This window comes from Spirillospora sp. NPDC127506, assembly GCF_040302145.1.
Classification (GTDB): Bacteria; Actinomycetota; Actinomycetes; order Streptosporangiales; family Streptosporangiaceae; genus Spirillospora.
Map to the genome: position 1 here is coordinate 298,382 of NZ_JBEORG010000002.1, position 24,991 is coordinate 323,372.

Genomic DNA, 24,991 nt, shown 5'->3' on the forward strand with positions numbered 1-24,991 from the left:
AACGGACCGAACGGGCCTACGGCGAAATCGCCCCCCGGAGTTGAGTAGGAGGTGAAAGAAACCGGCGACGTGATGGAAGGTGAGACGGCGATGGCAGTCTCAGAGCACAAGACGCACGCGGGCCGCAGCACTCTGATCCGGGTGGTGACCCCCAAACCGCTGACCGAGACGCCCGCCGCCCGCTACATCTGGGCCGCGGCCCGGCTGGCGCTCGGCTGGGTGTTCGCCTGGGCGTTCGTGGACAAGCTGTTCGGGCTGGGCCACGAGACCCCGGCGGGCAAGGGATGGCTGGACGGCGGAAGCCCGACCGAGGGGTTCCTGGCGCACGCGCCCAAGGGCCCGTTCGCGGGGTTCTACAACGACCTGGCCGGCGCGGCCTGGGCCGACTGGCTGTTCATGATCGGCCTCGCCGGGATCGGCGCGGCGCTGCTGCTCGGCATCGGGATGCGGATCGCCGCCGCCGCGGGCGCGGCGCTGCTGGTCCTGATGTGGACGGCGGTCCTGCCCCCGGAGAACAACGTCTTCATGGACGACCACCTGATCTACGCACTCCTGATCGTCGGGCTGGCCCTGGTCAGCGCCGGCGACACCCTGGGCCTCGGCCGCTGGTGGGGCAAGACCCGCCTGGTCGAACGGCTCCCGTTCCTCAAGTGACACCCATCCGAGAGGCGCCCGCCGCGGCGGGCGCCTTTTCGCGTGCCCGGAGCGCACCGCATTTCCGGCGGCGCCGCCAGGTGTGAATTCCGGGTGGCGGGTAGCCATACCGGTGTTTCGCCGGTCGTGATCGACCGCCGGTTCGTCGGAAGGGCTGCACCATGACCGCTGATACGCGCGTCGGGACCATCACCACGAGAATTCCGGCGCGCCTGGACCGGCTGCCCTGGTCGCGGTTCCACTGGATGATCGTCGTCGGCCTGGGGACGGTGTGGATCCTCGACGGCCTCGAGGTCACCATCGTCGGGTCCGTCGCGGCGCGGCTCACCGAGTCGGGCAGCGGGATCGGGCTGACCGCGGGCGACATCGGGGTCGCGGCGGCGATCTACGTCGCGGGCGCGTGCCTCGGCGCGCTGTTCTTCGGGCAGCTCACCGACCGGTTCGGCCGCAAGAAGCTGTTCATCCTCACGCTCGCCGTCTACATCCTCGCCACGGTGGCGACCGCGTTCGCGTTCGCGCCCTGGTACTTCTTCGCGTGCCGGTTCGTGACCGGGATGGGCATCGGCGGCGAGTACGCGGCGATCAACTCGGCGATCGACGAGCTGATCCCGGCCCGCAACCGCGGCCGCGTCGACCTCGCGATCAACGGCAGCTACTGGGTGGGGTCCGCGCTCGGCGCCCTCGCCGCGGTCCTCTTCCTGAACACCTCGATCTTCGCCCAGGACATGGGCTGGCGGTACGCGTTCGGCATGGGCGCCGTCCTCGGGCTGGCGATCATGCTCGTCCGGCGGCACGTCCCGGAGAGCCCGCGCTGGCTGTTTATCCACGGCCGCGAGGAGGAGGCCGAGCGGATCGTCGACGACATCGAGGCGGAGGTGCGCGAGCAGACCGACCACGTCCTGGACGAAGCGGGCGAGAGCATCACCGTCCGGCAGCGCAAGGCCATCCCGTTCCGGGAGATCGCCCAGGTCGCGGTCAAGGTCTACCCGAAGCGGGCGACGCTCGGGTTCGCGCTGTTCGTCGGGCAGGCGTTCCTGTACAACGCGGTGACGTTCGACCTCGGGACGATCCTGAGCAAGTACTTCGACGTGGCGTCCGGGGCGGTGCCGTACTACATCGCCCTGTTCGCCATCGGCAATTTCCTCGGCCCGCTGCTGCTCGGACGGATGTTCGACACGGTGGGCCGCAAGCCGATGATCTCCGGCACGTACTTCATGTCGGCCGCGCTGACGATCCTGCTGGGCGTCTTCCTGTGGACGGAGGCGCTGTCGAACTGGTCGTTCATCCTGCTCGTCTGCGTGACGTTCTTCTTCGCCTCGGCGGGCGCCAGCTCCGCCTACCTGACGGTCAGCGAGATCTTCCCGATGGAGACCCGGGCCCTCGCCATCGCGTTCTTCTACGCGGTCGGCACGGCGGTCGGCGGCATCACCGGGCCGCTGATCTTCGGCAGCTTCATCGACAGCGGCATGGTGAGCCGGGTCGCCATCGGCTTCCTCATCGGCGCCGTGATCATGATGCTCGGCGGCATCGCCGAGGTGGTCTACGGCGTCCGCGCCGAGCAGGCGTCGCTGGAGAACATCGCCAAACCCCTCACCGTCCACGAGGCGGACGAGGAAGAAGCGCCGGCCGGTGAGGAAGCGGAGGCGGCCGGCGGCGGCCCGGGGCGCCACGCCGCGCTGGAGGCGCGGCGGCACGCCGAGGAGACCCGGGCGCGCGCCGCCGAGCACCGCGCCGCCATCCACGAGCTCAGGCCGCGCGCGGAGGAGGGGGGCGACGGCGCCGCCGCCCGGCTGCGCGCCGAGGAGGTCCTCGCGCAGATCGCCGAGTGGGACGCCGAACGCCTCATCGAGGAGGCCGCCGCCCACGACGAGCGCGACGCCGCCGAGCGCGCCGGCGCCGGCGCCGAGCGGGCGAGCGCCCTGGAGCGCGCCGCGGCGGCGGACGAGCGTGCTCGCGCGCTGCGCGAGCGGTCGGAGGCGCTGGCCGCCGAGAACGACCGGGACTCCGAGGTGCACGCGGCGCTCGCGGAGGCGGCGGCGGAGCGGGCGCGGGCCCGCGAGCAGCGGGCCATGGCCGCCGAGACCCGCGGCCGCGCCGAAGGGCTCGACGGGACCGAGGCCGAGATCGCGCTCGGCCAGGCCGAGACCTACGACGAGTGGGAGCGCATGCACACCGAGCTGGCGCTCGCGCACGCGGCCCGCGCCGAAGGAGACGGCGACGCGGCCGAGAGGCATCAGCGGGAGGCCGGCGTCCACCGGATGCGCGCCGAGTCCGCCGCCGACCGGATGGAGGCCGCGCAGCACCGCTCCACCGCGGAGTCGCTGGCCGCGGAGTCCGGCTCGATGGAGCAGGAGGAGCGCGAACGCGCCGCGGCGGCCGAGCGGGAGCGGGCGGCCCGCGAGCGCGACGAGCGCATCCGCCGGCGGGTCCTGCGCCGCGAGCGGGAGGAGCGCGCGGGGCTGCGCCGGTTCCGTCCCGGCCCCGGCCGCGCGTTCTACTCGCCGACGATGATGACCGGGTGGACGACCGACTGGGCGTCCGACGCCGACCTCGCCCTCGACCGGGAGGTCAACACCATCGCGCAGGCGCTCGCCGAGCACGGGCCGACGCCGCGCAACCGGCTCGCCGACCTGGTCGGCGCGCGCTACTGGGGGCCGGGGCGGTTCCGCGCCGCGCTGCGCGAGGCCGTCCACGAGGGGCGGGCCAGGCCGCTCGCCCGCAACCGGTACGGGCCTCCCGGGAACACCGGGAGTGAGAGTGAGTGACCCCATGCTGGCCTGCCGGATATTCGGGCACGACTACCAGTTCACCGCCGAGGGCACGACGCTGCGCTGGTCGTGCGTCCGCGGGTGCGGCGCCGGAGGGGCGAAGGAGTACGACACGGCGGCGCGGGCGCAGCGCTACGCCCGCGCCTTCGACCGCAAGGACACCGACGCCCTCGGGCGGCGCGCACCGCTCGTCGGCCTGTTCCCGCTGCGCATGGCCCGCGCCATGCGCGACCGCGTGAGCCGGCGTCAGGACTGAAGGAACGTGTGGGTCTGGCCCGGCTCGATGTAGGACACCTGGTCGCCGAAGCCGCGGCGCTCCATCTCGCGGCGGAAGTCGTCCAGAGGTGACGTGAAGACGCCGTAGTCGCCGTAGTGGACGGGCACGGCGCGCCCGGGGCGGACCGTCTCGAAAAGGTCGGCGCCCTGCTCGGCGTCCATCGTGACGAGGAGCCCGCCGGGCAGCTTGGTCCCGCCCAGGTGGAGGATGGCGAGATCGATGTCCCGGTTCCGCCGGGCGATCTGCCGGATGCCGTCGAACATCAGCGTGTCGCCCGTGATGTAGAGGCGGAACTGCACCTCGCCGGCCGCCGGGGCGAACTCCAGCAGGCTGCCCATCACCGGGGGCAGCAGCATGCGGGCCGGACCGGGCGCGTGCCGTCCCGGCATGGCGGTGATCCGGAGGAGCGCCCCGTCCTTCACCATCGTGTGCGACTCCCAGGAGCGCAGCCCGGTCGCGTGCCGGAACCGGTGCCACCCCTGGAGCCGGCGGGCCGCGTGCGGCGTCGTCACGATCGGCAGGCCGCGGTCGAGCTTCGTGCGCGCCACCCGGTCCCAGTGGTCGCCGTGCAGGTGGGACAGGACGACGGCGTCGAGCCGCGGCAGTTCCTCGATGCGCAGCGCGGGCTCGGTCAGCCGCCTGGACGAAAGCCCGAACCCCAGATAGGCGCGCTGCCCGCGGTGCAGGAAGTTGGGATCGGTCAGCAAGGTGAACGGCCCGCAGCGCAGCAGCGTCGTGGCATTGCCGACGAACTGCATCGTGAGCTGGCGTAGTGCGAGGTCAGGTGCGGTCTTCATGCTCGATTCCCCCCTTTTCGGCCCCGTGATGCCCTGGGGTGCCGCGTCGAATCCTGGGCGGGACCATGCGCAGGCCACGGGCGATGTCCCCCGCACTGGACGGATACCGTTCGGTGCCGCGGCATCGCCTCGGGCGGACAGAGGCCTCATAATTCGTGCATCACAAGTTGTGGCAATGGAGGCGAAGCGTGAGCGACATCGAGCAGGCTCCACCCGGGGTGGACAGCACGGTCCCCAGCCCCGCTCGAATGTACGACTACATCCTCGGCGGCACGGCCAACTACGAGGTCGACCGCCAGGCCGTCGAGAAGGTCCGCGCGCACATGCCCGACCTGGAGGACGCGGCGTGGGCGAACCGCGGGTTCCTTCAGCGCTCGGTCAAGTGGCTGGCCGAGAACGGCATCCGGCAGTTCATCGACATCGGCGCCGGCCTGCCCACCGGAAACAACACCCACGACGCCGTGCAGAGGGTCGCGCCCGACGCGCGGATCCTGTACGTCGACAACGACCCGCTCGTCGAGATCCACGCGAAGTCCCTGCTGGAGGGGGTGCCGGGGACGGCGTTCATCACCGCCGACTTCCGCGACCCGGAGGGTCTGCTCGGCCACGAGCAGACCCGGGCGATGATCGACTTCACGCAGCCGGTGGCGCTCCTCCTGGTCACCGTGACCCACTTCGTGTCGGACGAGGACGACCCGTGGGGCCTCGTCCGGCGGTACGTCAGCGAGATCGCGCCGGGCAGCTACATCGCGCTGTCCGCGATCAGCAGCGACCGCCAGGTCAGCGAGGAGCTCGACCAGGTGACCGCGGTGTACGCCAAGTCGTCGTCCCAGGGCGCCTACCCCCGGCCGCGCGCCGAGATCGAGCGGTTCTTCACCGGTCTGGAGATCGTCCCGCCGTATGAGGGGGCGCCCGCGGAGGTGTGCCACATCGGGGTCTGGGGCGCCGAGGACCCTGACGAGGCCAACAGTGATGGCTCACGGCTGGGTTATGCCGCTGTGGCGAGGAAGCCGGCATGAGGAAGCCGACGGCGGAGGAACTGGGCGTCGATCCGGACGCCCTCGACTGGCAGCGTTCGGGGAGCGACGAGGGCGGCATCGAAGTCGCTTTTGTCAGGGAATGGACGCTTTTGCGTACGTCCGGGGAGCTGATCTCGGTCTTCGACCAGCACGAATGGGCGTGCTTCCTGGACGGCGTCAAGAAGGGCGAGTTCGACCGGGCCGCATCCTGAGGCGGGCTCCCGTGCTGTTACCCGACGGGATTCGTGATGCGCTTCCTGATCCGGCCAAATCTGTGATTCACAAATTCGGAAGGCGTATGCTGATGCCGGCCGTATGTCAAGGGAGGTGGCGCCGATGAGTGAGGCGTACGGCGCCACGATCGCCAAGCGGGGGCTGGCGCGCCGCCTGCGGGAGCTGCGCGTCGAGGCCGGATACACGGCCAACCAGGTCTGCGACCGGCTGAACTGGGGAAGGGGCAAGGTCGGCCGGTTCGAGGCCAACAACTGGGTTCGTCCGGAGCTCAGTGACATCCGCGACCTGGCGCGCATCTACGAGGGCAGCGACCTCGACGAGCTCGAGGAACTCGCGACGCGCGCCAGGCAGCGGGCCTGGTGGCGTGACTACCCGGACGTGTTCCACAACGAGTTCCCCGGCTACGAGGGGGACGCGTCGCGGATCCGGGTGGTCATGCCGCTGGTGCTGCCGGGGCTCCTGCAGACCCTCCCGTACATGCAGGCGCTGCTGAGCACCGGGCAGCAGTCGCCGGAGTGGCGCGAGCAGGCGCTGCGGGCCCGGCTGCGGCGCCAGCAGATCCTCGACCGCGACGACGGCAACGCGCCGGAGCTGGTCGCGCTGATCACCGAGGCGTCCCTGATGTACGAGTGGGGCGACCCCGGCGACCGCCGCGCCCAGCTGCGCCACCTGCTGACCATGTCCGGCCGGCCGAACGTCGAGCTGCGGCTGCTGCGCCTGTCGGACGGCCTGCACCCCGGCATGTCGACCCTGGTCAACATCTTCGACTTCCCCGGCGACGAACCGTCCATGGTCTTCCTGGAGAACGACGCCGACATCCAGGAGATCGACGACGCGAGCAAAGTGGAGGCGTATGGCGAGATCTTCGAAGAGATCCGCGCGGCGGCGCTGAGCCCCGCCGACACCGCGGTTCACCTGGAGGCACTCATCGCGAAGCTGGAGTAAGAACTCATGGACCTCTCTCAGGCACGGTGGTTCAAGGCCACCGCGAGCGCGAGCAGCAACGGGGGGTGCGTCGAGGTCGCCGACCTGGACACCGCCACCGGGCTGCGCGACAGCAGGACGCCGGAGGCCGGGGCGCACGTCGTGCCCCGATCCGTCTTCGCCGCGTTCCTCGAAGACGTGCGGGCGGGCAGGTACGACCGCTGACTGACCGGGCCGCACACACGATCCCCCAGGGCGGCACCCCTGGGGGATCTTCATGTGTGCGGCCCTCTCTCAGGCGCGGTCAACGCTACAGCGCCGCGGCCCGGCCGTCCCATGTCCGCCGGTACACGCTTGCGGAACCGGACGGCAACGTGGTTTGGACGCTTTGGGGCACATCGGTGAACGTCTCAACTTCAAATGCATGATCCTTGCCGTCTGCCGCGCCAGACGGCCAGAAATGTGCGAAGCTGGGTTCTGTGATTCACACATAGCGAGTCGCGAACCGTTGAGGTTCAAGCCGCGAATGCCTGAATCGCGAATGTCTCCGTAACCACCGAGGTGGCGTCATGACGAAGGCCGCAGCGACGTGCGGGATTCCGTGGAGGCTGGAGAACGGCGGCTGCGCCGCCCTGCCGCTGCCCGCGGACGACTCCATCGCCAGGGTCGCCCGCGCGCACGTCACCGGCCTTCTCCCCGCGCTCGGGCTCTGCGTCCAGGACGTCGACGACGTCATCCTCATGGTCAGCGAGCTGGCCACGAACGTCTTACAGCACGCCACGCCCGGCGACGGGCAGTCCGGCGCCGAGCTGTGGGTCTACCAGCGGACGGACGGGCGGGGCCGGGACGAGCTCGTCGTCAAGGCGTTCGACACGCTGCGCTCCTGGCGTCCCCAGGCGCCCGCCGGGCCGATGCTCGAACACGGCCGCGGCCTGGAGATCATCGACCTGCTGACCCAGGGGCGGTGGGGGCACCACCCGTCCCGCTCCCGGCTCCGGACGCCGGCCGTCCGGGGGAAGGCGACCTGGTTCGCGCTGCCCTTGCCGCGCACCGCCCGCCGCCACCGGCGCACCGTCCGGATGGACGAGCCGCACGCCGCCAAGGACCTGCACGCGCTGCTCCTCCAGCGCGGCATCGACGAGCTCTCACTGCGGGACGAACTCGGCATCTCCCTCCTGTCCGGGCGCGGTGACCTGACCGTCTGGTGCGAGTCGGCGACGTTCCGCTGGTGCGCCGCGTCCGGGGAGTCCGGCAAGCTTCCGATCGAGGACATCACCGAGGTGTGCGAGCAGCTCGTCCGGATCTGGGAGTGCATGCACGACTGAGGCCGCCGGTCGGCCGCCGCATGGCCCGGGGTGGGGGCGGGCCATGCGGCGGCGGGGGGGGGATCAGCCGGCCAGCCCGGCCCGCACCCGGCGGGCCGCCGCGACCAGGTTGCGCAGCGACGCCTCCGTCTCCGGGTAGGCGCGGGTCTTCAGGCCGCAGTCGGGGTTGACCCACAGCCGCCCCGGCTCGACGGCCCGCAGCGCGCGGCGCAGGTTCTCCTCGATCTCCTCGGCGGACGGGACGCGCGGCGAGTGGATGTCGTACACGCCGGGCCCGATGCCGTTCTCGTACCCGGCGGCGCGCAGGTCGCCGACCAGCTCCATGCGCGAGCGGGCCGCCTCCACGCTGGTGACGTCGGCGTCCAGCGCCCCGATCGCGCCGATGATCTCGCCGAACTCCGAGTAGCACATGTGCGTGTGGATCTGGGTGGTGTCCTGGACGCCGGACGTGGCCAGCCGGAACGCGCCGACCGCCCAGTCGAGGTAGGCGGCGCGGTCCTTCCGCTTCAGCGGCAGCAGCTCGCGCAGCGCGGGCTCGTCCACCTGGATGACGCGGATCCCGGCCGCCTCCAGGTCGGCGATCTCGTCCCGGATCGCGAGGGCGACCTGCAGGGCGGTCTCGGCGAGCGGCTGGTCGTCGCGGACGAACGACCAGGCGAGCATCGTCACCGGCCCGGTCAGCATCCCCTTGACCGGCTTGCCCGTCAGCGACTGCGCGTACGCGGCCCACTCGACGGTCATCGGGCGGGGCCGCGAGACGTCGCTGTGCAGGATCGGCGGCCGCACGTAGCGCGACCCGTACGACTGCACCCACCCGTGCTCGGTCGCCGCGTACCCGTCGAGCTGCTCGGCGAAGTACTGCACCATGTCGTTGCGCTCGGGCTCGCCGTGCACGAGGACGTCCAGGCCGAGGTCCTCCTGGAGCGCGATGACGCGGGCGATCTCCCGCTTCATCGCGGCGACGTACTCGTCCTCGCCGATGCGCCCGGCGCGGCGGTCGGCGCGGATCCGGCGGATCTCGGCGGTCTGCGGGAACGAGCCGATCGTGGTGGTCGCGAGATCGGGCAGGCCGAGCGCCTCCCGCTGCGCGGCGTACCGGACGGCGTGCCCGCTGCGCCGCGTCTCGCCCACCGACCCGAGCCGCTCGCGGACCGCCCGGTCGACACCGGCCTCCGGGAGCGGCGCGGCCTCCTGGACGGGGGCGTCCTCCCGCAGGGCCCGCCCGATCGCGACGACCTCGTCGACCTTCTGCCGCGCGAACGCGAGCCGCCCGCGGACCCGCGGGTCGAGCGCGGTCTCCCGGTCGAGGTCGAGCGGTACGTGCATCAGCGAGCAGGACGTCCCGACCACGATCTGATCGACGAGCCCCAGCACGGACGCGCACGTGGACAGCGCCTTCCGTACGTCGGTGCGCCAGACGTTCCGCCCGTCGACAACGCCCGCCACGAGCGTCTTGCGCGGTAGCCCGCCCACCGATGCGAGCACGTCCACGTTGCCCGGCCCGGCGACGAAATCGAGCGCGACGGCCTCCACGCGGCTCCCGGCCAGCACGCGCAACGCGTCCGCCTCGATGGCGCCGAAGTAGGTGGCGACCATCAGATGCGGCCGGCAGCTCAGCTGCCCGAGCCGCGCATAGGCCCGCGCCAGCGCGCGGATCTCCTCCTCGCCGCGGTCTTCGACGAGCGCGGGCTCGTCCAGCTGCACCCACTGCGCGCCCGACCCCGCCAGCCGCTCCAGGATCTCGGCGTACACGTCCACGAGCCCGTCGAGCAGCTCCAGCGTCCGGAATCCCGGCGCCGACGGCTTCGCCAGCAGCAGATAGGTGAGCGGCCCGATGAGCACGGGCCGCGTCTCGATGCCGAGCGCTTTCGCCTCCCGGTACTCGGCGAGCGGCTTGGCGGCTGCGCCGTCCGCCAGCCGGAACCGCGTGTCCGGCCCCAGCTCGGGGACGATGTAGTGGTAGTTCGTGTCGAACCACTTGGTCATTTCGAGCGGCGGGACGTCCTGGACGCCGCGGGCCATGGCGAAGTACCGGTCGAACCCGTCCAGGTGCCGGTACCGCTCGGGGACGGCGTCGACCAGCACGCTGGCGTCGAGCATCTGGTCGTAGAACGAGAAGGTGTTGGACGGGATCGCGTCGACGCCGGCGTCGCGCAGGCCCGTCCACACCTCGGCGCGCAGCTCGGCGCCGGTCCTGCCGAGGTCGTCGGCGCCCGCCCGTCCCGCCCAGTAGTTCTCGGTGGCGACCTTCAGCTCCCGGTCCGCCCCGATTCGGGGGTATCCGAGGATCGTCGTGTTCATGGCGGCTTCCCTCGCTGTGCCACGGGCGACCCCGGGAACGGCGCGACGACGGGCCGCCGCCGGGCCTTCCCGCGAGGCCGCAGACCACCGCGCACCGGCCGGTGCGCGGGCGGAGGCAGGTCTTCGGACTCGCGGGCACCGCCTCTTCGAGGCGTCCTACTGGCCGTCGCTTCCCAGGCCGCGCGGGCCCAGTGCATATGACGGCGGTCGTTCCCGCTCACCGCTGCGGGGCAGTCCCGGACTCGCACCGGGTTCCCTCTTACGACACTCAAATCGAGCGAACCATCCGCACCACACACCCTACCCACCTCCCACCGCCCGCCCCCGCGGAGTGGGCGGCCGCGCATGGTACAGACGACCGGCTGACCAAGGGAGAGACCCAGCGCGGCTGCGTGACGTTCGAAGTCGGCAAGAAGGCGACGATCGAACGCATCCGCTTCGCCGCGTCGTCCGGCTTCGGCTCCGCCGCCGAATGGAAGGTCGGCTAGTGCCGCCCACCCGGCCGTGAACGGGCGCCGTCGGGCAGGGTGATCATGGGGGCGTTCCGGAATTCGAGGAGGTCCCTGTGCGGCGGAGTTATGTGGTCACGGGCGGTGGACGCGGTGTCGGGCGCGGCATCGTCGAGCGGCTGGTCGCGGACGGCGGCAAGGTCGTCGTGGTCGAACTCGATCCGGCGGCTCTGGAATGGGCGGACGGCCCGGTGATCCCGGTCGTGGGAAGTGCGGCGGAGGAGGACGTCGCCGAGCGCGCGGCCGATCTGGCGCAGGAGGCCGGGACGCTGACCGGGTGGGTGAACAACGCCGCCGTTTTCCGTGATGTGCCTTCACCCTCGGCGGGCGAGATCCTGGATCTGGTCGCGCTCAACTTCAACCCGGCGGTGGTGGGGTGCGTGACCGCCGTCCGCCGTTTCCTGGAGGCCGGGACGGGCGGCGCCATTGTGAATGTCTCGTCCCATCAGGCGCAGCGCCCGGTGCGGGGATCGCTGCCTTATGCGACGGCGAAGGCGGCCATTGAGGGGCTCAGCCGGGCCATGGCCGTCGATTACGGGCCGCATGGCGTCCGCACGAACGTCGTGGCCCTGGGCTCGATCACGACCGGTCGCTATGAGGCGTTCCTGGAAAACCAGGCGCCGGAGGAGAGGGCGCGAATCGAGGAGGAGATGCGGTTGCTCCATCCCCTGGGCCGGGTCGGTCGTCCGGCCGAGGTGGCCGCGGCCGTCGCGTACCTGCTCTCGGACGAGGCGAGTTTCGTGAACGGCGCCGTCCTGCCCGTGGACGGCGGGCGGCACGCGGTCGGCCGGGACCCCGAAGAAGTCCGTGTTTTCCCGGACGACCTGCAGAAACGCGAAAAGTAGGACGCGCCGGCGCCGGGCCCGGTTGACAGCAGACCCAGAGCTGGCCAGGACCTCCCGACCGGCGCGGGATACCGGTACAAATAGGGATTCCATTCCAACCGGCTCGCCGACAAGTGCTCCCGGGGGAAGAAGGGCTCTTCGAAGTACTGCTGACCTTTTCCGCACCGCGGCTCGGCCCTCGCACACGGGGCCGGGCCGCGGTCTTTTCAAGCGGTTTTCGCCTCGGTGACGGCCTCGCGCAGGGCGGCGAGGAACGCCTTGCCGTCGGCGTCGTCGCCGAGGCCGATGTGGAATGAGGAGGGTTCCGGGCTTCCGGACCAGCGTCCGGTCGCGCTGACTCCCGTGTCGAGGCCCCCGGCGAGCGGCGAGCCGATGCTCACGTCCTCCAGCCTGATCGACAGGACGTGGACGCCCCGCTGCTCTCCGGCCACCGCCACCACCAGGTAGCGCGGCAGCAGGAGCGCGATCGTCGTGTGCTCGGTGTCCGGGTCGCCCGATTTCGTCAGCCTCGCCAGCAGGCCCGGCCGCTTCAGCCGGACGCTGCGGGTCGCGCAGCACCGCACCGCGGCGCCCAGCACGTCCCCGAGCTGATGCTCCTCGGCATGCGCGGTGATCGCGTCCCGCACCGCCGGGTCGAGACTCCCGGGCTCGCATCGCCTGCTTGAGCGTTCGTAAAGCCGATCCATCCCCACCTCCGAGATCGGTCCAACCCTATTGGCGGCGGCGCTCCCCGCCGGGCCATCGGCCCCGGCCGGTCGTCCAGCCGTCCGAGTGATGAGTTGTCGCGCCCGGACCCGTCACACCTACGACGGGACACGACGGGGAAAGGATGACGTGATGGGTGCGGACACGCGGCTGAAGGAGCTGGGCGTGAGCGGGCTGGACGAGGTCGACGAGCCGGCGTTCTCGGGGCTCGCGGAGCGGCACCGGCGGGAGCTGCACGTGCACTGCTACCGGATGCTCGGGTCGTTCGAGGACGCCGAGGACACCGTGCAGGAGACGTTCCTGCGCGCCTGGCGGCGGCGGGAGACCTTCGAGGGGCGGTCGACGATCCGGGCCTGGCTGTACCGGATCGCCACCAACGCCTGCCTCGACCTGCTCGCCAAGCGCCGCCCGGAGCCCGCGGCCGGCGGCGAGGTGCCGTGGCTGCAGCCCTACCCGGACCGGCTGCTCGACGAGCTGCCCGCGGGCGACGCGGACGGGCCGGAGGGCGCCGCCCTCGCGCGGGAGACGATCGAGCTGGCGTACCTGGTCGCGGTGCAGCACCTCGCGCCGCGCCCGCGGGCCGTGCTGATCCTGCGGGACGTGCTCGGCTGGCCGGCGAAGGACGTCGCGGAACTCCTCGGCGACTCGGTCAACTCCGTGAACAGCGCGCTGCAGCGCGCCCGCGCCGGCATGCGGGAGCACCTGCCCGCCGAGCGGCAGGACTGGACCGGCGGCGAGGAGGACGCCGCGACCCGCGAGCTGGTGCGCCGCTTCACCGACGCCGCCGTGGCCGTGGACGTGACCGGGCTCGCCGCCCTGCTGCGCGAGGACGTCCGCTGCTCGATGCCGCCCACGCCGGGCCTGCGGATCGGCCGCGACGCGGTGGTGGACGACTGGATCGCGGACGGCTACGAGAGCATGTCGGGCCTGCGCGCCGTCCAGACCGCCGTGAACCGGCAGCCCGCCGTCGCCTTCTACCTGTGGCGGGAGCACGAGGGCGCGTACCTGCCGCTGACGATCGACGCCCTGCGCGTCACCGGCGGGGCGATCACCGAGATCATCATGTTCCACGGCGACCGGTTCCCGCGGCTCGGGCTGCCGGAGCGCCTGCCGGCGGACGGCGCGGAGTAGCCCCGGATGGAAGACGACATGACTGACACCGTCGTAGGCTCGACGACGAGCCGGGCCGGCTACCGCAGACTCGCCGCCGCAGGCGCGGTCGCCGTGCTCGCGGCGATGGCGGCCACCACCGTCGCGGCGGCGCTCGCCCAGGCCGCCGGCGTCGACTTCGAGATCCCCGATGGCGGCGAGTCGATCCCGTTGCCCGGGTTCGCCGTGGTGACCGGCTTCTTCTCGGCGGTGGGCGTCGCCATCGCCGCCGCGCTGCTCCGCTGGAGCGCCCGCCCCGCCACGCGGTTCTTGTGGACGGCGGTGCCGCTGACCGCGCTCTCGTTCGTCCCGCCCTTCCTCTCCGGGGCGGACGCCGCCACCATCGCGACCCTCCTGGGCCTGCACCTCGTCTCCGCAGCGGTGATGATCCCCACCCTGACCCGCGCCCTCCGCCCCCGAATCGGCTGACGAACCGCGATGCGACGGTGCGCGCGGGTGGTCGGAGTGTCGGTGCGGCGCGGCAGACTTGCGGGCGGGTCTTGGAGGGAGGCCAGGTGATCATCATTTCGGGAGCGCTGTACGTGGACGCCGGCGCTCGTGACGCTTATCTGGGCGGGTGCCGGGAGGTCGTCGAGCAGGCGCGGGCCGCGCCCGGATGCCTCGACTTCGCGTTGTCGGCCGATCTCGTCGAGCCCGATCGCATCAACGTGTACGAGCGGTGGGAGAGCGGTGAGGACGTCGAGCGGTTCCGGGGTGCGGGGCCGGAGCCGGAGCAGGCGGCGCAGATCCGGCGCGCCGAGGTGATGCGCTATTCCATCTCGGGGGTCGAGGCCCCTTAGCCGCGATGGCAGAGTTGAGGGGTGCGGGTTGGGATCCTCGGGCCGCTGACGGTCACGGACCGGGGCGCGGATGCCGCCGTCCGGGGGACGCGGCTGCGGGCGCTGCTGATCCGGCTGGCGCTGGAGCCGGGGCGGACGGTCACCGCCGAAGCCCTCGTCCAGGCGCTGTGGCCGGAAGGCGGGCCGGGCGTGCACGCGTTGCAGGCCCTGGTCTCGCGGCTGCGGCGGTGCCTGCCGGACGGGCGGCTGCGGTCGGTCCCCGGCGGCTACGTCCTGGACGTCGAATGGGTCGACGCGCCCGAGTTCGAGCGGCTCGCGGGGGAGGGGCGCCGGGCGCTCCGGGACGGGGACGCCGGCGGCGCGGCGCTCCGGTTGCGGGAGGCGCTCGGCCTGTGGCGCGGGGACGCGCTGGCCGATGCGGCCGGGCTCCCGTTCGCGGACGCGGCGGCCGTGCGCTACGAGGCGCTCCGGGTGTCGGCGGTCGAGGACCGGGTCGCCGCCGAGCTGGCCCTCGGGGCCGAGCCGGCCCCGCTGATCGCGGAACTGGAGGAGCTGGCGGCGCTGCATCCGCTGCGTGAGCGCCCCCGGGCCCTGCTCATCGAGGCGCTCCGCGAGGACGGGCGGTCCGCCGAGGCGCTGGCCGTGTTCGAGCGTTTCCGGGCGTCGCTGGCGGAGGAGCTGGGCACCGATCCGGGAAAGGAGCTGCAGGACGCCTACCTGGCGGTCCTGCGGGCCGCCCCCAGGGAGCGGGTGCGCGGCAACCTGCGGGTGCCGCCGACCGGCTTCGTCGGGCGGGCGGCCGAGTGCGCGCGGGTCGCGCAGGCGCTCTGGGACGGGCGGCTCGTCACCTTGGTCGGGCCGGGCGGGGCGGGCAAGACCCGGCTCGCCACGAAGGCCGGGGCCGATCTGGCCGGGCGGTTCCCGGGCGGGGTGTGGCTCGTCGAGCTGGCCGCGGTCGAGAGCGCCGCCGAGGTGCCGGGCGCGGTCGCGAGCGCCCTCGGGATCCGCGGCGGGACGAGGCGGCTGGTGGAGGCGCTGTCCGCGGACGAGACGCTGATCGTCCTGGACAACTGCGAGCACGTCGTCGACGCGGCGGCCGCGCTGGCGGACGAGCTGCTCGGCGCCTGCCCCAGCCTGCGCGTCCTCGCGACGAGCCGGGAGCGGCTCGGCGTCGACGGCGAGGCGCTCTGCCCGGTGCCGCCGCTCGAACCCGAGTCGTGCGTCCGGCTGTTCACCGAGCGGGCGAAGGCCGTCCAGCCGGGGTTCGCGGCCGACCGGCGGGTCGTCGAGGACATCTGCCGCCGCCTGGACGGGCTGCCGCTCGCGATCGAGCTGGCCGCCGCCCGGCTGCGGTCGATGCCGGTCGAGCAGCTCGCGGCCCGGCTGGACGACCGGTTCCGCCTGCTGGCGGGCGGGAACCGGACGGCCCTGCCCCGGCACCGGACGCTGCGCGCGGTCGTCGGCTGGAGCTGGGACCTCCTCGACGACGCGGAACGCCGGTTCGCTGAGGGCCTGTCGGTGTTCCCCGGCACGATCGCGCCGGAGACCGCGGCCGAGGTGACCGGCATGGGGGACGCCCTGGACCTCCTCGATTCGCTCGTCGACCGGTCGCTCCTCCAGGCCGTCGACGGACCCGAGCCGCGCTTCCGCATGCTGGAGACCATCCGGGAGTACGGGCTGGAACGGCTGGCGGACGCCGGGGAACTCGACCGGATGCGGGCGAGGCACGTCCAGTGCTTCCTCGCGCTGGCCGAACGGGCGGAGCCGCACCTGCGGCGCCCCGAGCAGCTGACGTGGATCTCGCTGCTCGCGGCGGAGCGCGACAACCTCCTCGCCGCGCTGCAGCACGCCGTGGACGAGGGCGACGCGGGGACGGCCGTCCGGATGGGCGCCGCGCTGGCCACGTTCTGGATGATCCAGGGCGACCACGCGGAGGCGGCCCGGCGGCTGCGCCTCGCGCTGCGGGTGCCGCGCTCCGGCCCGGTGCCGGGGGAGGCGGCGGCCCTCGGCGGCTACGCGTTCAACACCGTCCTGTCCGGCGGCGGCGCCCGCGACGACACGCTGATCGGCGAGCGCCCCGAGTCGGGGCACCCGCTCGCCGCGCTGATCGAGCCCGCCGCCGCACTGCTGAACGACGACCCCGCCGGCGGCGTCGAGGCGATCGACCGGCGCCTCCCCCACCCGGACGCCTGGACGAGCGCCGCGCTGCGCCTGATGCGCGCCATGCTCAACGGCAACCGGGGCGAGATGGGCGCCGCGAGCAAGGACATCGCCGCGGCCGAGGCCGGGTTCCGCGCGGCGGGCGAGCGGGCCGGGCTGGCGCTCGCGCTCATGTTCGCGGCCGAGGTGCAGACCGTGGACGGGCATTTCGACGGCGCCGTCGCCGCGCTGGAGGAGTCGATCGGGCTGCTGCGCGAACTCGGGCAGGACGGCGGCACCGGCATGCAGCGGGTCATGCTCGCCATGGCGCGGGCCCGCTCCGGCGACGTCCGCAAAGCGCGGGACGAACTGGCGGCGATGGTCGCGCCGGGAGCCGCGACCCCGTCCCGCCACCTGGTGCAGGCCCGGCTCGCGCTCGGCGACCTCGCCCGGCAGGCCGGCGACGCGGACGAGGCCCGCGAGCACTACGCCGCCGCCGGACGCGAGCTCGACCGCGTCCCGTCCTACCCGCAGTCCCGCTCGCTGCTGGAGGCGGCGTACGGCCAGCTGGCGATCGAGCGGGACGACCCGGCGGCGGCGCGCCGGCACCTGCGGGAGGCGCTCGCGCTCGCCGCCGCCGCGCCCGACATGCCGATCGCCGCCGTCGCCGGGTACGGGATCGCCCGGCTGCGCGCCGCCGCCGGGGATCCGCGCGCGGCGGCCGAGGCTCTCGGCGCCGCCGCCGTGCTGCGCGGCGCGCCGGACGCCTACAACCCCGACGTCGTCCGGCTGACCCGCCGGCTTCGCAAGGACCTGGGCGAGCGCGCCCACCGCGACGCCTACGACCGCGGCCGGCGGCTGGACGTGGCCGGCGCGCTCGCCTTCCTGCACGATCAGCTGCGCCGCCGGTAGGCGTGGACGGCGAGCGGCCCGAACACGACGAGGAATCCGGCCGACCACAGCAGCGTCGCCGTCGCGGGATGCGCCACCGGCCCGCCGAGCAGCAGCCCCCGCGAGGCGTCCACCGCGTCGCTGACCGGGTTGACCTTGACCCACGCCTGCAGCCAGCCGGGCATCGTGCCGGTCGGGACGACCATGTTCGTGCCGAACGCGAGCGGGAAGATGCCGAGGAACGCCACCGTCTGCACGATGACCTCCTCTTTGATCAGCACGCCGATGAGCACGTTGATCCAGCCCATCGCGAAGCCCAGCGCGGTCGCCAGGCCGGCCGCCGCCACCGCCGACACCGCGTCGGTCTCCACGCGGAAGCCCATCAGGTAGCCGGTCGCGAACAGCACCACGGCCGCGACCACGTACCGGATCACGTCCCCGAGCACGATGCCGATGAGCGGCGCCGAACGCCCGATCGGCAGGCTCCGGAACCGGTCGAACACGCCCTTCTTGATGTCGGTGTTGATGCTGAGCCCGGTCGCCAGCATCCCGGCGAGCAGCATCGTCATGACCAGCACGCCGGGGAACACGTACTGCAGGTACGCGTGCGTCGACCCGGACACCGCGCCGCCGAACAGGTACACGAACAGCAGCAGGAAGATGATCGGCATGAACAGCGCGTCGCTCAGCACGCCGGGGCTGCGCCGCGTCTTGGTCAGGCTCCGCCCGGCGAGCAGCAGGCTGTGCCGGACGAGCCGGTAGCGCCGCCTGCCCGCCGAGGCGCCCCGCGCCGTCGTGCCGGATTCCAGAACGATGTCGGTCATGCCGCGGTCTCCTCGTCTGTGTGGTGGCCGGTCAGCGTGAAGAACACCTCGTCCAGGCTGGGCAGCCGCAGCGACAGCTCGATGACGCCGATCCCGGCGGCCTCCAGGCGGCGGACGGTCTCGGTGAAGTCGCCGTCCCCGCCGACCGGCACCGACACCACGTCCCGGCGCGGCGGCTCGACCTCCCGGCCCGACACCGCGCGCAGGATCGAGGCGACCTCGCCGAGCCGCCCCGGGTCGCGCGGCCGGACGGTGATCGTCTGCCCGCCCGCGATCCGCTTCAGCTCGGCGGGCGTGCCGGACGCGATGACCCTCCCCCGGTCGATGACGGTGATCTCGTCGGCGAGGGCGTCCGCCTCCTCCAGGTACTGGGTGGTCAGCAGGACCGTCCCGCCGCCGTCCGTCATCGACCGGATCAGCCGCCACGCCTCCTCCCGCCGTCCCGGATCGAGGCCGGTCGTGGGCTCGTCCAGGTAGATGACGGCGGGACGGCCGATCATGCTGGCGGCGAGGTCGAGGCGGCGCCGCATCCCGCCCGAGTAGGTGGAGACGCGGCGCCCGGCGTCCTCGGTCAGCTCGAACCGCTCCAGCAGCTCGGCGGCGCGGGCCCGCGCCTCCGCCTTCCGCATGTCGAGGAGCCGCCCGATGAGGACGAGGTTCTCCGCCGCGGTGAGGTCCTCGTCGACGGACGCGTACTGCCCGGTGAGCCCGATCAGCTCCCGCACCTTCGCCGCGTCCCGGACGACGTCCAGCCCGCACACCTCGGCCCGCCCCGCGTCGGGGCGCAGCAGGGTCGCGAGGATCCGTACCGCCGTCGTCTTGCCCGCGCCGTTGGGCCCGAGGACGCCCAGGACCGTCCCCGGACGCGCCGCCAGCTCCACCCCCGCCAGCGCGGTCGTCTTCCCGAACCGTTTGACCAGGCCGTCGGCCTGAAACGCGTAATCCATGCCTCGGAGGCTGCCGGGCGCCGCTCACAAACCGCTCACACGGCGGCGCCCGCCCCCGGCCGCTACTCCAGGTCGAACTTGACCTTCTGGCCCTCGATCGAGGTCACCCTGATCAGTACCGGCCCGACCTGCGCGCGCTCGCCGTTCGCGATCACGGCCGGCGCGGACCCGGCCGCCGACACCGTCATCCCCTGGTCGGAGATCTGCGAGACGGTGACGTCGACGTCGTTGACCTCAACGGTCTGCCCGGCGCCGTTCACGGTCACGTGGCATTTGCCGTTGACGCAGCTGTGCGAGTTGGTCTGGCATCCGCTGAGCAGCAGCACGCCCCCGAGCGCGGCTGCGGCGACAACCGGAACTGCACGCTTCACAAAAACCCCCATGTCGAATGAATGTCGACATATGGATGCGCCGCCCGCCCGTCCGGTTCCATGCCGAACCGACACGAAGCGGCCCAGCAAGCGTGAAGCGGCCGGGGCGGTGCCGGACGGGACAACGGGGGCACCGCGCATCCGGTCCTGCGTCAGGTGTCCAGGACGGCCCGGATGACTTCGGGGGTATCGGTCAGGTCTTGCAGGACCAGGTCGGCGCCGGAGAGGCGCAGGGCGGCGGCCGGGGTGGCGCCGGTCGCCACCGCCACCACGCGGGCGCCGCCCTCGTGGCCCGCGCGGACGTCGTGCGGCGTGTCGCCGATCAGCACCGTGTTGGAGGGCGTGAACGCGTCGCCGTACTTGGCGGACGCTCGCTGCTGCGCGAGGCGCACCAGGGGCGGGCGTTCGACGCCGTCCATGCCGTACGCGCCCACGTCCAGGTCGAAGTAGCCGCTGAGGGCGAGGGCGGTCAGCTTGACGGCCGCTATCTGCCGCATGTTGCCGGTGAGGGCCGACTGGATCACATCGGGGCGGGCGGCGAGGGCCTCCAGGGCGGCGAGGGCGCCCGGCAGGACGCGGCCCCTTGAGGCGATTTCGTGGCCGCGGGACGCGAACGCCTCGGCGAGGGCCGTCGTGAAGGAGGTCAGCAGGGCGGGAGTCGGGTCTATGTCGTGGTGGCGGAGCGTGTCGGTGGTGATGGCGAGGTCGGTGCGCCCGGCCATGGAGGCGACCTTCGCGGGGCGGTGCCCGATGAGGCGGTGGAAGACCGCCGCGTAGATGTCGGCGCTGACGCCCCCGGCGTCGATCAGCGTGTGGTCGATGTCCCAGAGCACCAGTGTCCGCACGATCGCATCGTAGGGCGCATGTCAGGGCGAAAGGCGCAGGTAAAGGTTTCCACCGCCGCTGACCTGGGCGTGAAATGCTGGTTATCTGGGTGTACGTGTAGATCACCGGGCGTCCCCGAAGGAGCGGAGCGTGGCCGAAGGGCATCTCGAGATCGAGCAGAAGTACGACGCCGCCGCCGGTTTCGTCCTGCCGGAGCTGGACGGGCTGCCGGGCGTGGCGTCGGTCGGGGAGCCGCACGTCCACGAGCTGCACGCCACCTATTTCGACACCGCGGACCTCCGGCTGGCCGCCCACAAGATCACTCTGCGGCGGCGGAGGGGCGGGCCGGACGCGGGATGGCACCTGAAGATGCCCGCCGGGCCGGACAGCAAGCGGGAGCTGCGGGCGCCGCTCGGCCGGCCGCTGGTCGTCCCGGCGCGGCTCGCCGGGCTGGTCGCGGCGTACACGCGGGGCGCGGAGCTGCGCCCGGTCGCGACGCTGGAGACGCGGCGGACGGTCGTCCGGCTGCTCGGCGCGGACGGGACCGAGCTGGCGGAGGTCGCCGACGACCTGGTGACCGGGCGGTGCGGCGACGCCGGGCCGCGGACGTGGCGGGAGATCGAGGTCGAGCTGGGCGCGGGCGCCCCCGACCTGCTGAAGGCCGCGGGGAAGCGGCTCCGCAAGGCCGGCGCGAAGAAGGCCAAGTCGTCGTCCAAGCTCGGGCGGCTGCTCGGCGACGCCGTCGGGCCGGCGGAGGCGGCGGCAGCGCGGGCCGCGGCCCGGTCGCGGATCGCGGCGGCCACCTGCAACGGGAAGGCGCCCTCCATCACGACCGGCGAGGTCGTCATGGCCTACCTCGCCGAGCAGGTCGAGGCGATCATGCATTTCGACCCGAAGGCGCGGCTGGGCGAGCACGACGCGGTGCACCGGATGCGGGTCGCGGTGCGCAGGACGCGGAGCACTCTGCGCAGCTACCGGTCCGTCCTGGACGCGGAGAGGACCGTGCCGCTGGGGCCGGAGCTGAGGTGGCTGGCCCAGGAGCTCGGCGAGGTCCGGGATCGCGAGGTGCTGCGCATGCGCTTTCAGGGCGCCCCCGCCTTCCTCCTGGACGACCTGGAGAGGCAGGAGCGGTCCGCGTACCGGCGGCTGAACCTGTGCCTGAAGGAACCGAGGTACTTCGCCCTGCTCGACCGGCTCGACGAACTGGTCATGGACCCGCCGCTGGCCGCCGCGGCGGGCAAGAAGGCCCGCAAGGAGCTGCCCGGCCTCGTCGAGCGGGCCTGGGACCGGATGGCCGGGGAGTACGCGTCGATCAGGACGGCCGACGACCCCGACGCCGCCCGCCACGAGACCCGGAAGGCGGCCAAGCGCGCCCGGTACGCGGCGGAACTGGCCGTCCCGGTGCTGGGCGTCGCCGCGAAGCGCGTGGTGAAGGACGCCAAGCGCATCCAGGAGGTCCTCGGCGCCCACCAGGACGGCGTGATCGCCATGGAGCACCTCGCCGCCGCCGCGAAGCGCACGAAGATCCCGGCGGAGGCGTTCACGCTCGGCGTGCTGTACGGCAGGGAGCAGTGCGAGGCCGAAAGCGCGCGCGACCGGCTGGCGACGACCTGGTCGCAGACTCTCGGGCCGTCGTTCTAGGGGCTGTGCGTTCTAGGGGCTGTGGCGTTCCAGGGCCGGCATCGACGAGCCGGTGACGTGCGCGGCCCAGAACTCCGCTTTGCCGAGGCTCGGATCGTCCGGGACCTTCTCGCCGAGCGCCTTGCACAGCCCGGCGACGAGCCCGGAGACGATCTCGCCGTGGGTGCACACGACGGTCGGGGCGCCGGCCAGCGAGATCAGCCGTTCCACCGCCTCCTCCGGGCCGGCGTCGCCGACGGTGAACGCCGCCTCGGTGGTGATCGGAGCGCGGGCCAGGCGCGCGTACGGCAGGACGGTCTCCAGGCAGCGGGCCGTCGCCGAGCTGATCACCCGCAGCGGACCGTAGGCGTGCAGCAGCTCCGCGAGGGCGGCGGCCTCGCGCCGGCCGGCGGCGTCCAGCGGGCGCAGCGAGTCGGCCTCCCGCCACTCGTGCTTCTGCCCGGCGGACGCGTGCCGCAGGATGATCAGCGGCGACGTCCGCGACGGGCCGCGCAGGAACTCGTCCAGCAGGTCGATGTCGTGCTGGTAGCTGAGCCTGGCCTCGGCCTCGGCGGCCGGCAGCCAGACCAGCTCGTCGACCTCGCGGCCGGGGGTGAAGGCGCCCTCCGAGACGGGCCGGGCCGCCCAGTAGTCGACCTGCTTCGTCCGGTCCCCGACCGGGTACCGGCTGGTCGGGAGGCGGCGGCCGAGGCGGGCGACGATGCCCGTCTCCTCCTCGATCTCCCGGACGGCGGCGCGCAGCACGTGCTCGCCCGGGTCGACCTTGCCCTTCGGGAACGACCAGTCGTCGTAGCGGGGGCGGTGGACCAGCGCGAACTCGGGTCCGCGCTCCGCGCCGTCCCGCCACAGCAGCGCGCCGGCCGCGCGGATGACCTCAGCCATCGATCGTCCTCCAGCGGCGGCTCTTGACGAGGTGCGTCTGGATGTCGAGGAGCGTCTCGCCGGGGCGGGGCCGCGCCCGCGTCCACGTGCCGTCGCCGGCGAGCGACCACGCGTGGGTGCCCGGCTCCATGGCCCGGTCGAGCAGGGCGAGCAGGTCGTCGCGCTGGGCGCGGTCGGTGACGGTGACGAGGGCCTCGACGCGGCGGTCCAGGTTGCGGTGCATCAGGTCGGCGCTGCCGATCCACACCTCCGGCTCGCCGCCGTTCTCGAACGCGAACACGCGGGAGTGCTCCAGGAACCGGCCGAGGACGCTGCGCACCCGGATCATGTCCGACAGGCCGGGCACGCCGGGACGCAGCGCGCAGATGCCGCGCACCCAGACGTCCACCGGCACCCCCGCCTGCGACGCCCGGTACAGCGCGTCGATGACCACCTCGTCGACCAGCGAGTTGCACTTGATCCGGATGCGGGCGGGATGCCCGGCCCGCCGGTTGTCGATCTCGTGCTCGATCCGCTGGACGAGCCCCGACCGCAGGCTGTTCGGCGCCACCAGCAGCCGGTTGTAGGAGCTCTGCCGCGAATAGCCGGTCAGGTGGTTGAACAGGGCGCTGACGTCCTCGCCGACCTCGGGGTCGGCGGTGAGGAGCCCGAAGTCCTCGTAGAGGCGGGCGGTCTTCGGGTGGTAGTTGCCGGTGCCGATGTGGCAGTAGCGGCGCAGCTGGCCCTCGTCGTCCTGCCGGACGATCAGCGCGAGCTTGCAGTGCGTCTTCAGCCCGACGAACCCGTACACGACGTGGCAGCCGGCCGTCTCCAGCTTGCGCGCCCACGCGATGTTGGCGCGCTCGTCGAACCGCGCCTTCAGCTCGACGACGACCACGACCTGCTTGCCCGCCTCGGCGGCGCTCATCAGCGCGTCCACGATCGGGGAGTCGCCGCTCGTCCGGTACAGCGTCTGCTTGATCGCGAGGACGCGCGGGTCGGCGGCGGCGTCCTCGATCAGCCGCTGGACGGTCGTGGTGAACGAGTCGTACGGGTGGTGGACGAGCACGTCCCGCTCGCGGATGGCGCTGAAGATGCTCGCGTCCTCGGGCAGCGCCTCCTTCGACGGCACGAACGGCGGGTACTTCAGCTCCGGGCGGTCGAGGTCGGCGATGGACGCGAGCCCGCCGAGGTCGAGCGGCCCGATCACGCGGTAGATCTGGCTGTCGTCCACCGACAGCTCGGAGGTGAGCAGCTCCAGCACGCCCTCGGAGATCGACTCCTCGACCTCCAGCCGGACGACCGGGCCGAACCGGCGGCGCAGCAGCTCCCGCTCCAGGGCCTGCAGCAGGCCCTCGCTGATGTCGTCGTCGATCTCCAGGTCCTGGTTGCGGGTGACGCGGAACGCGTGGTGCTCGACGACCTCCATCCCGACGAACAGCTGCCCGAGGTGCGCCGCGATGACGTCCTCCAGCGGGGTGAACCGGTCCGGGGACGCCTCGATGAAGCGCGGCAGCAGCGGCGGCACCTTGACGCGGGCGAACATCGTCGCGTCGGTCTCCGGGTCGCGGACGATCACCGCCAGGTTCAGCGACAGCCCCGAGATGTACGGGAACGGGTGCGCGGAGTCGACCACGAGCGGGGTGAGCACCGGGTAGATCCGGTCGCGGAACAGCCGCCGCAGCCGCTCCTGCTCGGTCTCGGCCAGCTCGTCCCAGCGCAGGATGTCGATGCCCTCCTCGCCGAGCGCGGGGCGGATCTCGTCGCGGAAGCAGGACGCGTGCCGCGCCATCAGCTCGTGCGCGACCTCCCCGGTGCGCTCCAGCACCTCGCGGGGCTGCCGGCCGCTCGCGGACTGGACGGCGAGCCCGGTCGCCATCCGGCGGGCGAGGCCGGCGACGCGGACCATGAAGAACTCGTCCAGGTTGCTGGAGAAGATTGACAGGAACCGGACGCGCTCCAGCAGGGGCAGGCTCGGATCCTCGGCGAGTTCCAGGACGCGCTGGTTGAATCTCAGCCAGCTCTCCTCGCGATCGAGGAAGCGGTCGTCCGGCAGCGCATCGGGTTGCGCGGGGAGCGGTCCTGGATTGACGGTCATGCCCTGATTTTCCCTGACCAAGATGAACGGCGGTCGAACTCGGATGTTTCTCCGAAGTGTCAGACCCTTTGATCATGCCCAGGGTTC

At 72.8% G+C, this 24,991-nt stretch carries 23 protein-coding genes and 1 riboswitch; of the genes, 14 read left to right on the forward strand and 9 right to left on the reverse strand.

The window, feature by feature from the left end; genetic code table 11:
- The first annotated feature begins 90 nt into the window (after nucleotides 1-90).
- The 3 genes from ABTW95_RS04055 to ABTW95_RS04065 all read left to right on the forward strand — a co-directional run bounded on the left by ABTW95_RS04055 (nucleotide 91) and on the right by ABTW95_RS04065 (nucleotide 3,678).
- A complete protein-coding gene (locus ABTW95_RS04055; RefSeq protein WP_396451015.1) occupies nucleotides 91-654 on the forward strand; it encodes a hypothetical protein in 564 nt (187 codons plus the stop codon).
- A 161-nt stretch (nucleotides 655-815) separates the two neighbouring features.
- Nucleotides 816-3,419 carry an MFS transporter gene (locus ABTW95_RS04060; protein ID WP_500224389.1) on the forward strand — a complete coding sequence of 868 codons (2,604 nt, stop codon included), beginning with the start codon at nucleotides 816-818 and terminating at the stop codon, nucleotides 3,417-3,419.
- Nucleotides 3,412-3,678: a hypothetical protein gene (locus tag ABTW95_RS04065; protein WP_500224391.1), complete on the forward strand. Its 267-nt coding sequence runs from the start codon at nucleotides 3,412-3,414 to the stop codon at nucleotides 3,676-3,678. The genes ABTW95_RS04060 and ABTW95_RS04065 overlap by 8 nt, the downstream gene beginning before the upstream one ends.
- Here ABTW95_RS04065 and ABTW95_RS04070 read toward each other — a convergent pair.
- Complete coding sequence (locus ABTW95_RS04070) at nucleotides 3,669-4,496, reverse strand: MBL fold metallo-hydrolase (protein WP_396451021.1); 828 nt, start codon at nucleotides 4,494-4,496, stop codon at nucleotides 3,669-3,671. The genes ABTW95_RS04065 and ABTW95_RS04070 overlap by 10 nt on opposite strands.
- 188 nt (nucleotides 4,497-4,684) lie before the next feature.
- Here ABTW95_RS04070 and ABTW95_RS04075 point away from each other — a divergent pair, with 188 nt between their 5' ends.
- From ABTW95_RS04075 to ABTW95_RS04095, 5 genes are all read left to right on the forward strand, one after another.
- A complete protein-coding gene (locus ABTW95_RS04075) occupies nucleotides 4,685-5,515 on the forward strand; it encodes an SAM-dependent methyltransferase (protein ID WP_396451023.1) in 831 nt (276 codons plus the stop codon).
- Nucleotides 5,512-5,727: a DUF397 domain-containing protein gene (locus ABTW95_RS04080; protein WP_396451024.1), complete on the forward strand. Its 216-nt coding sequence runs from the start codon at nucleotides 5,512-5,514 to the stop codon at nucleotides 5,725-5,727. Before ABTW95_RS04075 ends, ABTW95_RS04080 begins: the two co-directional genes overlap by 4 nt.
- A gap of 124 nt (nucleotides 5,728-5,851) precedes the next feature.
- The gene (locus ABTW95_RS04085) at nucleotides 5,852-6,694 is read left to right on the forward strand and encodes a helix-turn-helix domain-containing protein (protein ID WP_396451026.1); all 843 of its coding nucleotides are present in this window, start codon (nucleotides 5,852-5,854) and stop codon (nucleotides 6,692-6,694) included.
- 6 nt (nucleotides 6,695-6,700) lie between these two features.
- On the forward strand, nucleotides 6,701-6,898 hold the full coding sequence (locus ABTW95_RS04090; protein WP_396451028.1) for a DUF397 domain-containing protein: 198 nt from the start codon (nucleotides 6,701-6,703) through the stop codon (nucleotides 6,896-6,898).
- Between the two features lie 344 nt (nucleotides 6,899-7,242).
- Nucleotides 7,243-7,998, forward strand: a complete 756-nt coding sequence (locus tag ABTW95_RS04095; protein ID WP_396451030.1) for an ATP-binding protein — start codon at nucleotides 7,243-7,245, stop codon at nucleotides 7,996-7,998.
- A 63-nt stretch (nucleotides 7,999-8,061) separates the two neighbouring features.
- Here the strand turns inward: ABTW95_RS04095 and metE are convergent, their stop codons facing one another.
- Nucleotides 8,062-10,299: a 5-methyltetrahydropteroyltriglutamate--homocysteine S-methyltransferase gene (gene metE, locus ABTW95_RS04100; protein ID WP_500224398.1), complete on the reverse strand. Its 2,238-nt coding sequence runs from the start codon at nucleotides 10,297-10,299 to the stop codon at nucleotides 8,062-8,064.
- 97 nt (nucleotides 10,300-10,396) lie between these two features.
- A riboswitch (cobalamin riboswitch) is annotated at nucleotides 10,397-10,602 on the reverse strand.
- A gap of 262 nt (nucleotides 10,603-10,864) precedes the next feature.
- Between metE and ABTW95_RS04105 the strand changes: the two genes are divergently transcribed.
- Nucleotides 10,865-11,653 (forward strand): SDR family NAD(P)-dependent oxidoreductase, encoded by a 789-nt coding sequence (locus ABTW95_RS04105; protein WP_500224401.1) that lies wholly within the window; start codon nucleotides 10,865-10,867, stop codon nucleotides 11,651-11,653.
- A gap of 206 nt (nucleotides 11,654-11,859) precedes the next feature.
- Here the strand turns inward: ABTW95_RS04105 and ABTW95_RS04110 are convergent, their stop codons facing one another.
- On the reverse strand, nucleotides 11,860-12,279 hold the full coding sequence (locus ABTW95_RS04110) for a hypothetical protein (protein ID WP_396451038.1): 420 nt from the start codon (nucleotides 12,277-12,279) through the stop codon (nucleotides 11,860-11,862).
- A 211-nt stretch (nucleotides 12,280-12,490) separates the two neighbouring features.
- Between ABTW95_RS04110 and ABTW95_RS04115 the strand changes: the two genes are divergently transcribed.
- The 4 genes from ABTW95_RS04115 (at nucleotide 12,491) to ABTW95_RS04130 (ending at nucleotide 17,358) form a co-directional block, all read left to right on the forward strand.
- Nucleotides 12,491-13,489: an RNA polymerase subunit sigma-70 gene (locus ABTW95_RS04115; RefSeq protein ID WP_500224405.1), complete on the forward strand. Its 999-nt coding sequence runs from the start codon at nucleotides 12,491-12,493 to the stop codon at nucleotides 13,487-13,489.
- Nucleotides 13,490-13,507: 18 nt separating this feature from the next.
- Nucleotides 13,508-13,936 (forward strand): DUF6069 family protein, encoded by a 429-nt coding sequence (locus ABTW95_RS04120; protein ID WP_500224406.1) that lies wholly within the window; start codon nucleotides 13,508-13,510, stop codon nucleotides 13,934-13,936.
- Between the two features lie 86 nt (nucleotides 13,937-14,022).
- Nucleotides 14,023-14,307, forward strand: coding sequence for a putative quinol monooxygenase (locus tag ABTW95_RS04125; protein WP_500224408.1), 285 nt, complete (start codon nucleotides 14,023-14,025; stop codon nucleotides 14,305-14,307).
- Nucleotides 14,308-14,328: 21 nt separating this feature from the next.
- Nucleotides 14,329-17,358: an AfsR/SARP family transcriptional regulator gene (locus tag ABTW95_RS04130; RefSeq protein ID WP_500224410.1), complete on the forward strand. Its 3,030-nt coding sequence runs from the start codon at nucleotides 14,329-14,331 to the stop codon at nucleotides 17,356-17,358.
- Here ABTW95_RS04130 and ABTW95_RS04135 read toward each other — a convergent pair.
- From ABTW95_RS04135 to ABTW95_RS04150, 4 genes are all read right to left on the reverse strand, one after another.
- Entirely contained in the window at nucleotides 17,340-18,161 is an 822-nt protein-coding gene (locus ABTW95_RS04135) for an ABC transporter permease (protein WP_396451040.1), read from the reverse strand. The genes ABTW95_RS04130 and ABTW95_RS04135 overlap by 19 nt on opposite strands.
- Complete coding sequence (locus ABTW95_RS04140) at nucleotides 18,158-19,108, reverse strand: ATP-binding cassette domain-containing protein (RefSeq protein ID WP_396451042.1); 951 nt, start codon at nucleotides 19,106-19,108, stop codon at nucleotides 18,158-18,160. Before ABTW95_RS04140 ends, ABTW95_RS04135 begins: the two co-directional genes overlap by 4 nt.
- 62 nt (nucleotides 19,109-19,170) lie before the next feature.
- Nucleotides 19,171-19,479, reverse strand: a complete 309-nt coding sequence (locus ABTW95_RS04145; RefSeq protein ID WP_396451043.1) for a hypothetical protein — start codon at nucleotides 19,477-19,479, stop codon at nucleotides 19,171-19,173.
- Between the two features lie 152 nt (nucleotides 19,480-19,631).
- The gene (locus ABTW95_RS04150) at nucleotides 19,632-20,324 is read right to left on the reverse strand and encodes an HAD family hydrolase (protein WP_500224415.1); all 693 of its coding nucleotides are present in this window, start codon (nucleotides 20,322-20,324) and stop codon (nucleotides 19,632-19,634) included.
- A gap of 130 nt (nucleotides 20,325-20,454) precedes the next feature.
- Between ABTW95_RS04150 and ABTW95_RS04155 the strand changes: the two genes are divergently transcribed.
- Complete coding sequence (locus tag ABTW95_RS04155) at nucleotides 20,455-21,945, forward strand: CYTH and CHAD domain-containing protein (RefSeq protein ID WP_500224417.1); 1,491 nt, start codon at nucleotides 20,455-20,457, stop codon at nucleotides 21,943-21,945.
- A 12-nt stretch (nucleotides 21,946-21,957) separates the two neighbouring features.
- Here the strand turns inward: ABTW95_RS04155 and ABTW95_RS04160 are convergent, their stop codons facing one another.
- Entirely contained in the window at nucleotides 21,958-22,827 is an 870-nt protein-coding gene (locus tag ABTW95_RS04160; RefSeq protein ID WP_500224419.1) for an NUDIX domain-containing protein, read from the reverse strand.
- Nucleotides 22,820-24,904, reverse strand: coding sequence for an RNA degradosome polyphosphate kinase (locus tag ABTW95_RS04165; RefSeq protein ID WP_396453919.1), 2,085 nt, complete (start codon nucleotides 24,902-24,904; stop codon nucleotides 22,820-22,822). The genes ABTW95_RS04160 and ABTW95_RS04165 overlap by 8 nt, the downstream gene beginning before the upstream one ends.
- Nucleotides 24,905-24,991: the final 87 nt, after the last annotated feature.

Coding starts and splice junctions, on each gene's coding strand:
- ABTW95_RS04060 (WP_500224389.1), top strand. CDS start 816: ATGACCGCTGATACGCGCGTCGGGACCATCACCACGAGAATTCCGGCG.
- ABTW95_RS04070 (WP_396451021.1), bottom strand. CDS start 4,496: ATGAAGACCGCACCTGACCTCGCACTACGCCAGCTCACGATGCAGTTC.
- ABTW95_RS04115 (WP_500224405.1), top strand. CDS start 12,491: ATGGGTGCGGACACGCGGCTGAAGGAGCTGGGCGTGAGCGGGCTGGAC.
- ABTW95_RS04165 (WP_396453919.1), bottom strand. CDS start 24,904: ATGACCGTCAATCCAGGACCGCTCCCCGCGCAACCCGATGCGCTGCCG.
- metE (WP_500224398.1), bottom strand. CDS start 10,299: ATGAACACGACGATCCTCGGATACCCCCGAATCGGGGCGGACCGGGAG.
- ABTW95_RS04085 (WP_396451026.1), top strand. CDS start 5,852: ATGAGTGAGGCGTACGGCGCCACGATCGCCAAGCGGGGGCTGGCGCGC.
- ABTW95_RS04080 (WP_396451024.1), top strand. CDS start 5,512: ATGAGGAAGCCGACGGCGGAGGAACTGGGCGTCGATCCGGACGCCCTC.
- ABTW95_RS04160 (WP_500224419.1), bottom strand. CDS start 22,827: ATGGCTGAGGTCATCCGCGCGGCCGGCGCGCTGCTGTGGCGGGACGGC.
- ABTW95_RS04135 (WP_396451040.1), bottom strand. CDS start 18,161: ATGACCGACATCGTTCTGGAATCCGGCACGACGGCGCGGGGCGCCTCG.
- ABTW95_RS04120 (WP_500224406.1), top strand. CDS start 13,508: ATGACTGACACCGTCGTAGGCTCGACGACGAGCCGGGCCGGCTACCGC.
- ABTW95_RS04140 (WP_396451042.1), bottom strand. CDS start 19,108: ATGGATTACGCGTTTCAGGCCGACGGCCTGGTCAAACGGTTCGGGAAG.
- ABTW95_RS04055 (WP_396451015.1), top strand. CDS start 91: ATGGCAGTCTCAGAGCACAAGACGCACGCGGGCCGCAGCACTCTGATC.
- ABTW95_RS04090 (WP_396451028.1), top strand. CDS start 6,701: ATGGACCTCTCTCAGGCACGGTGGTTCAAGGCCACCGCGAGCGCGAGC.
- ABTW95_RS04095 (WP_396451030.1), top strand. CDS start 7,243: ATGACGAAGGCCGCAGCGACGTGCGGGATTCCGTGGAGGCTGGAGAAC.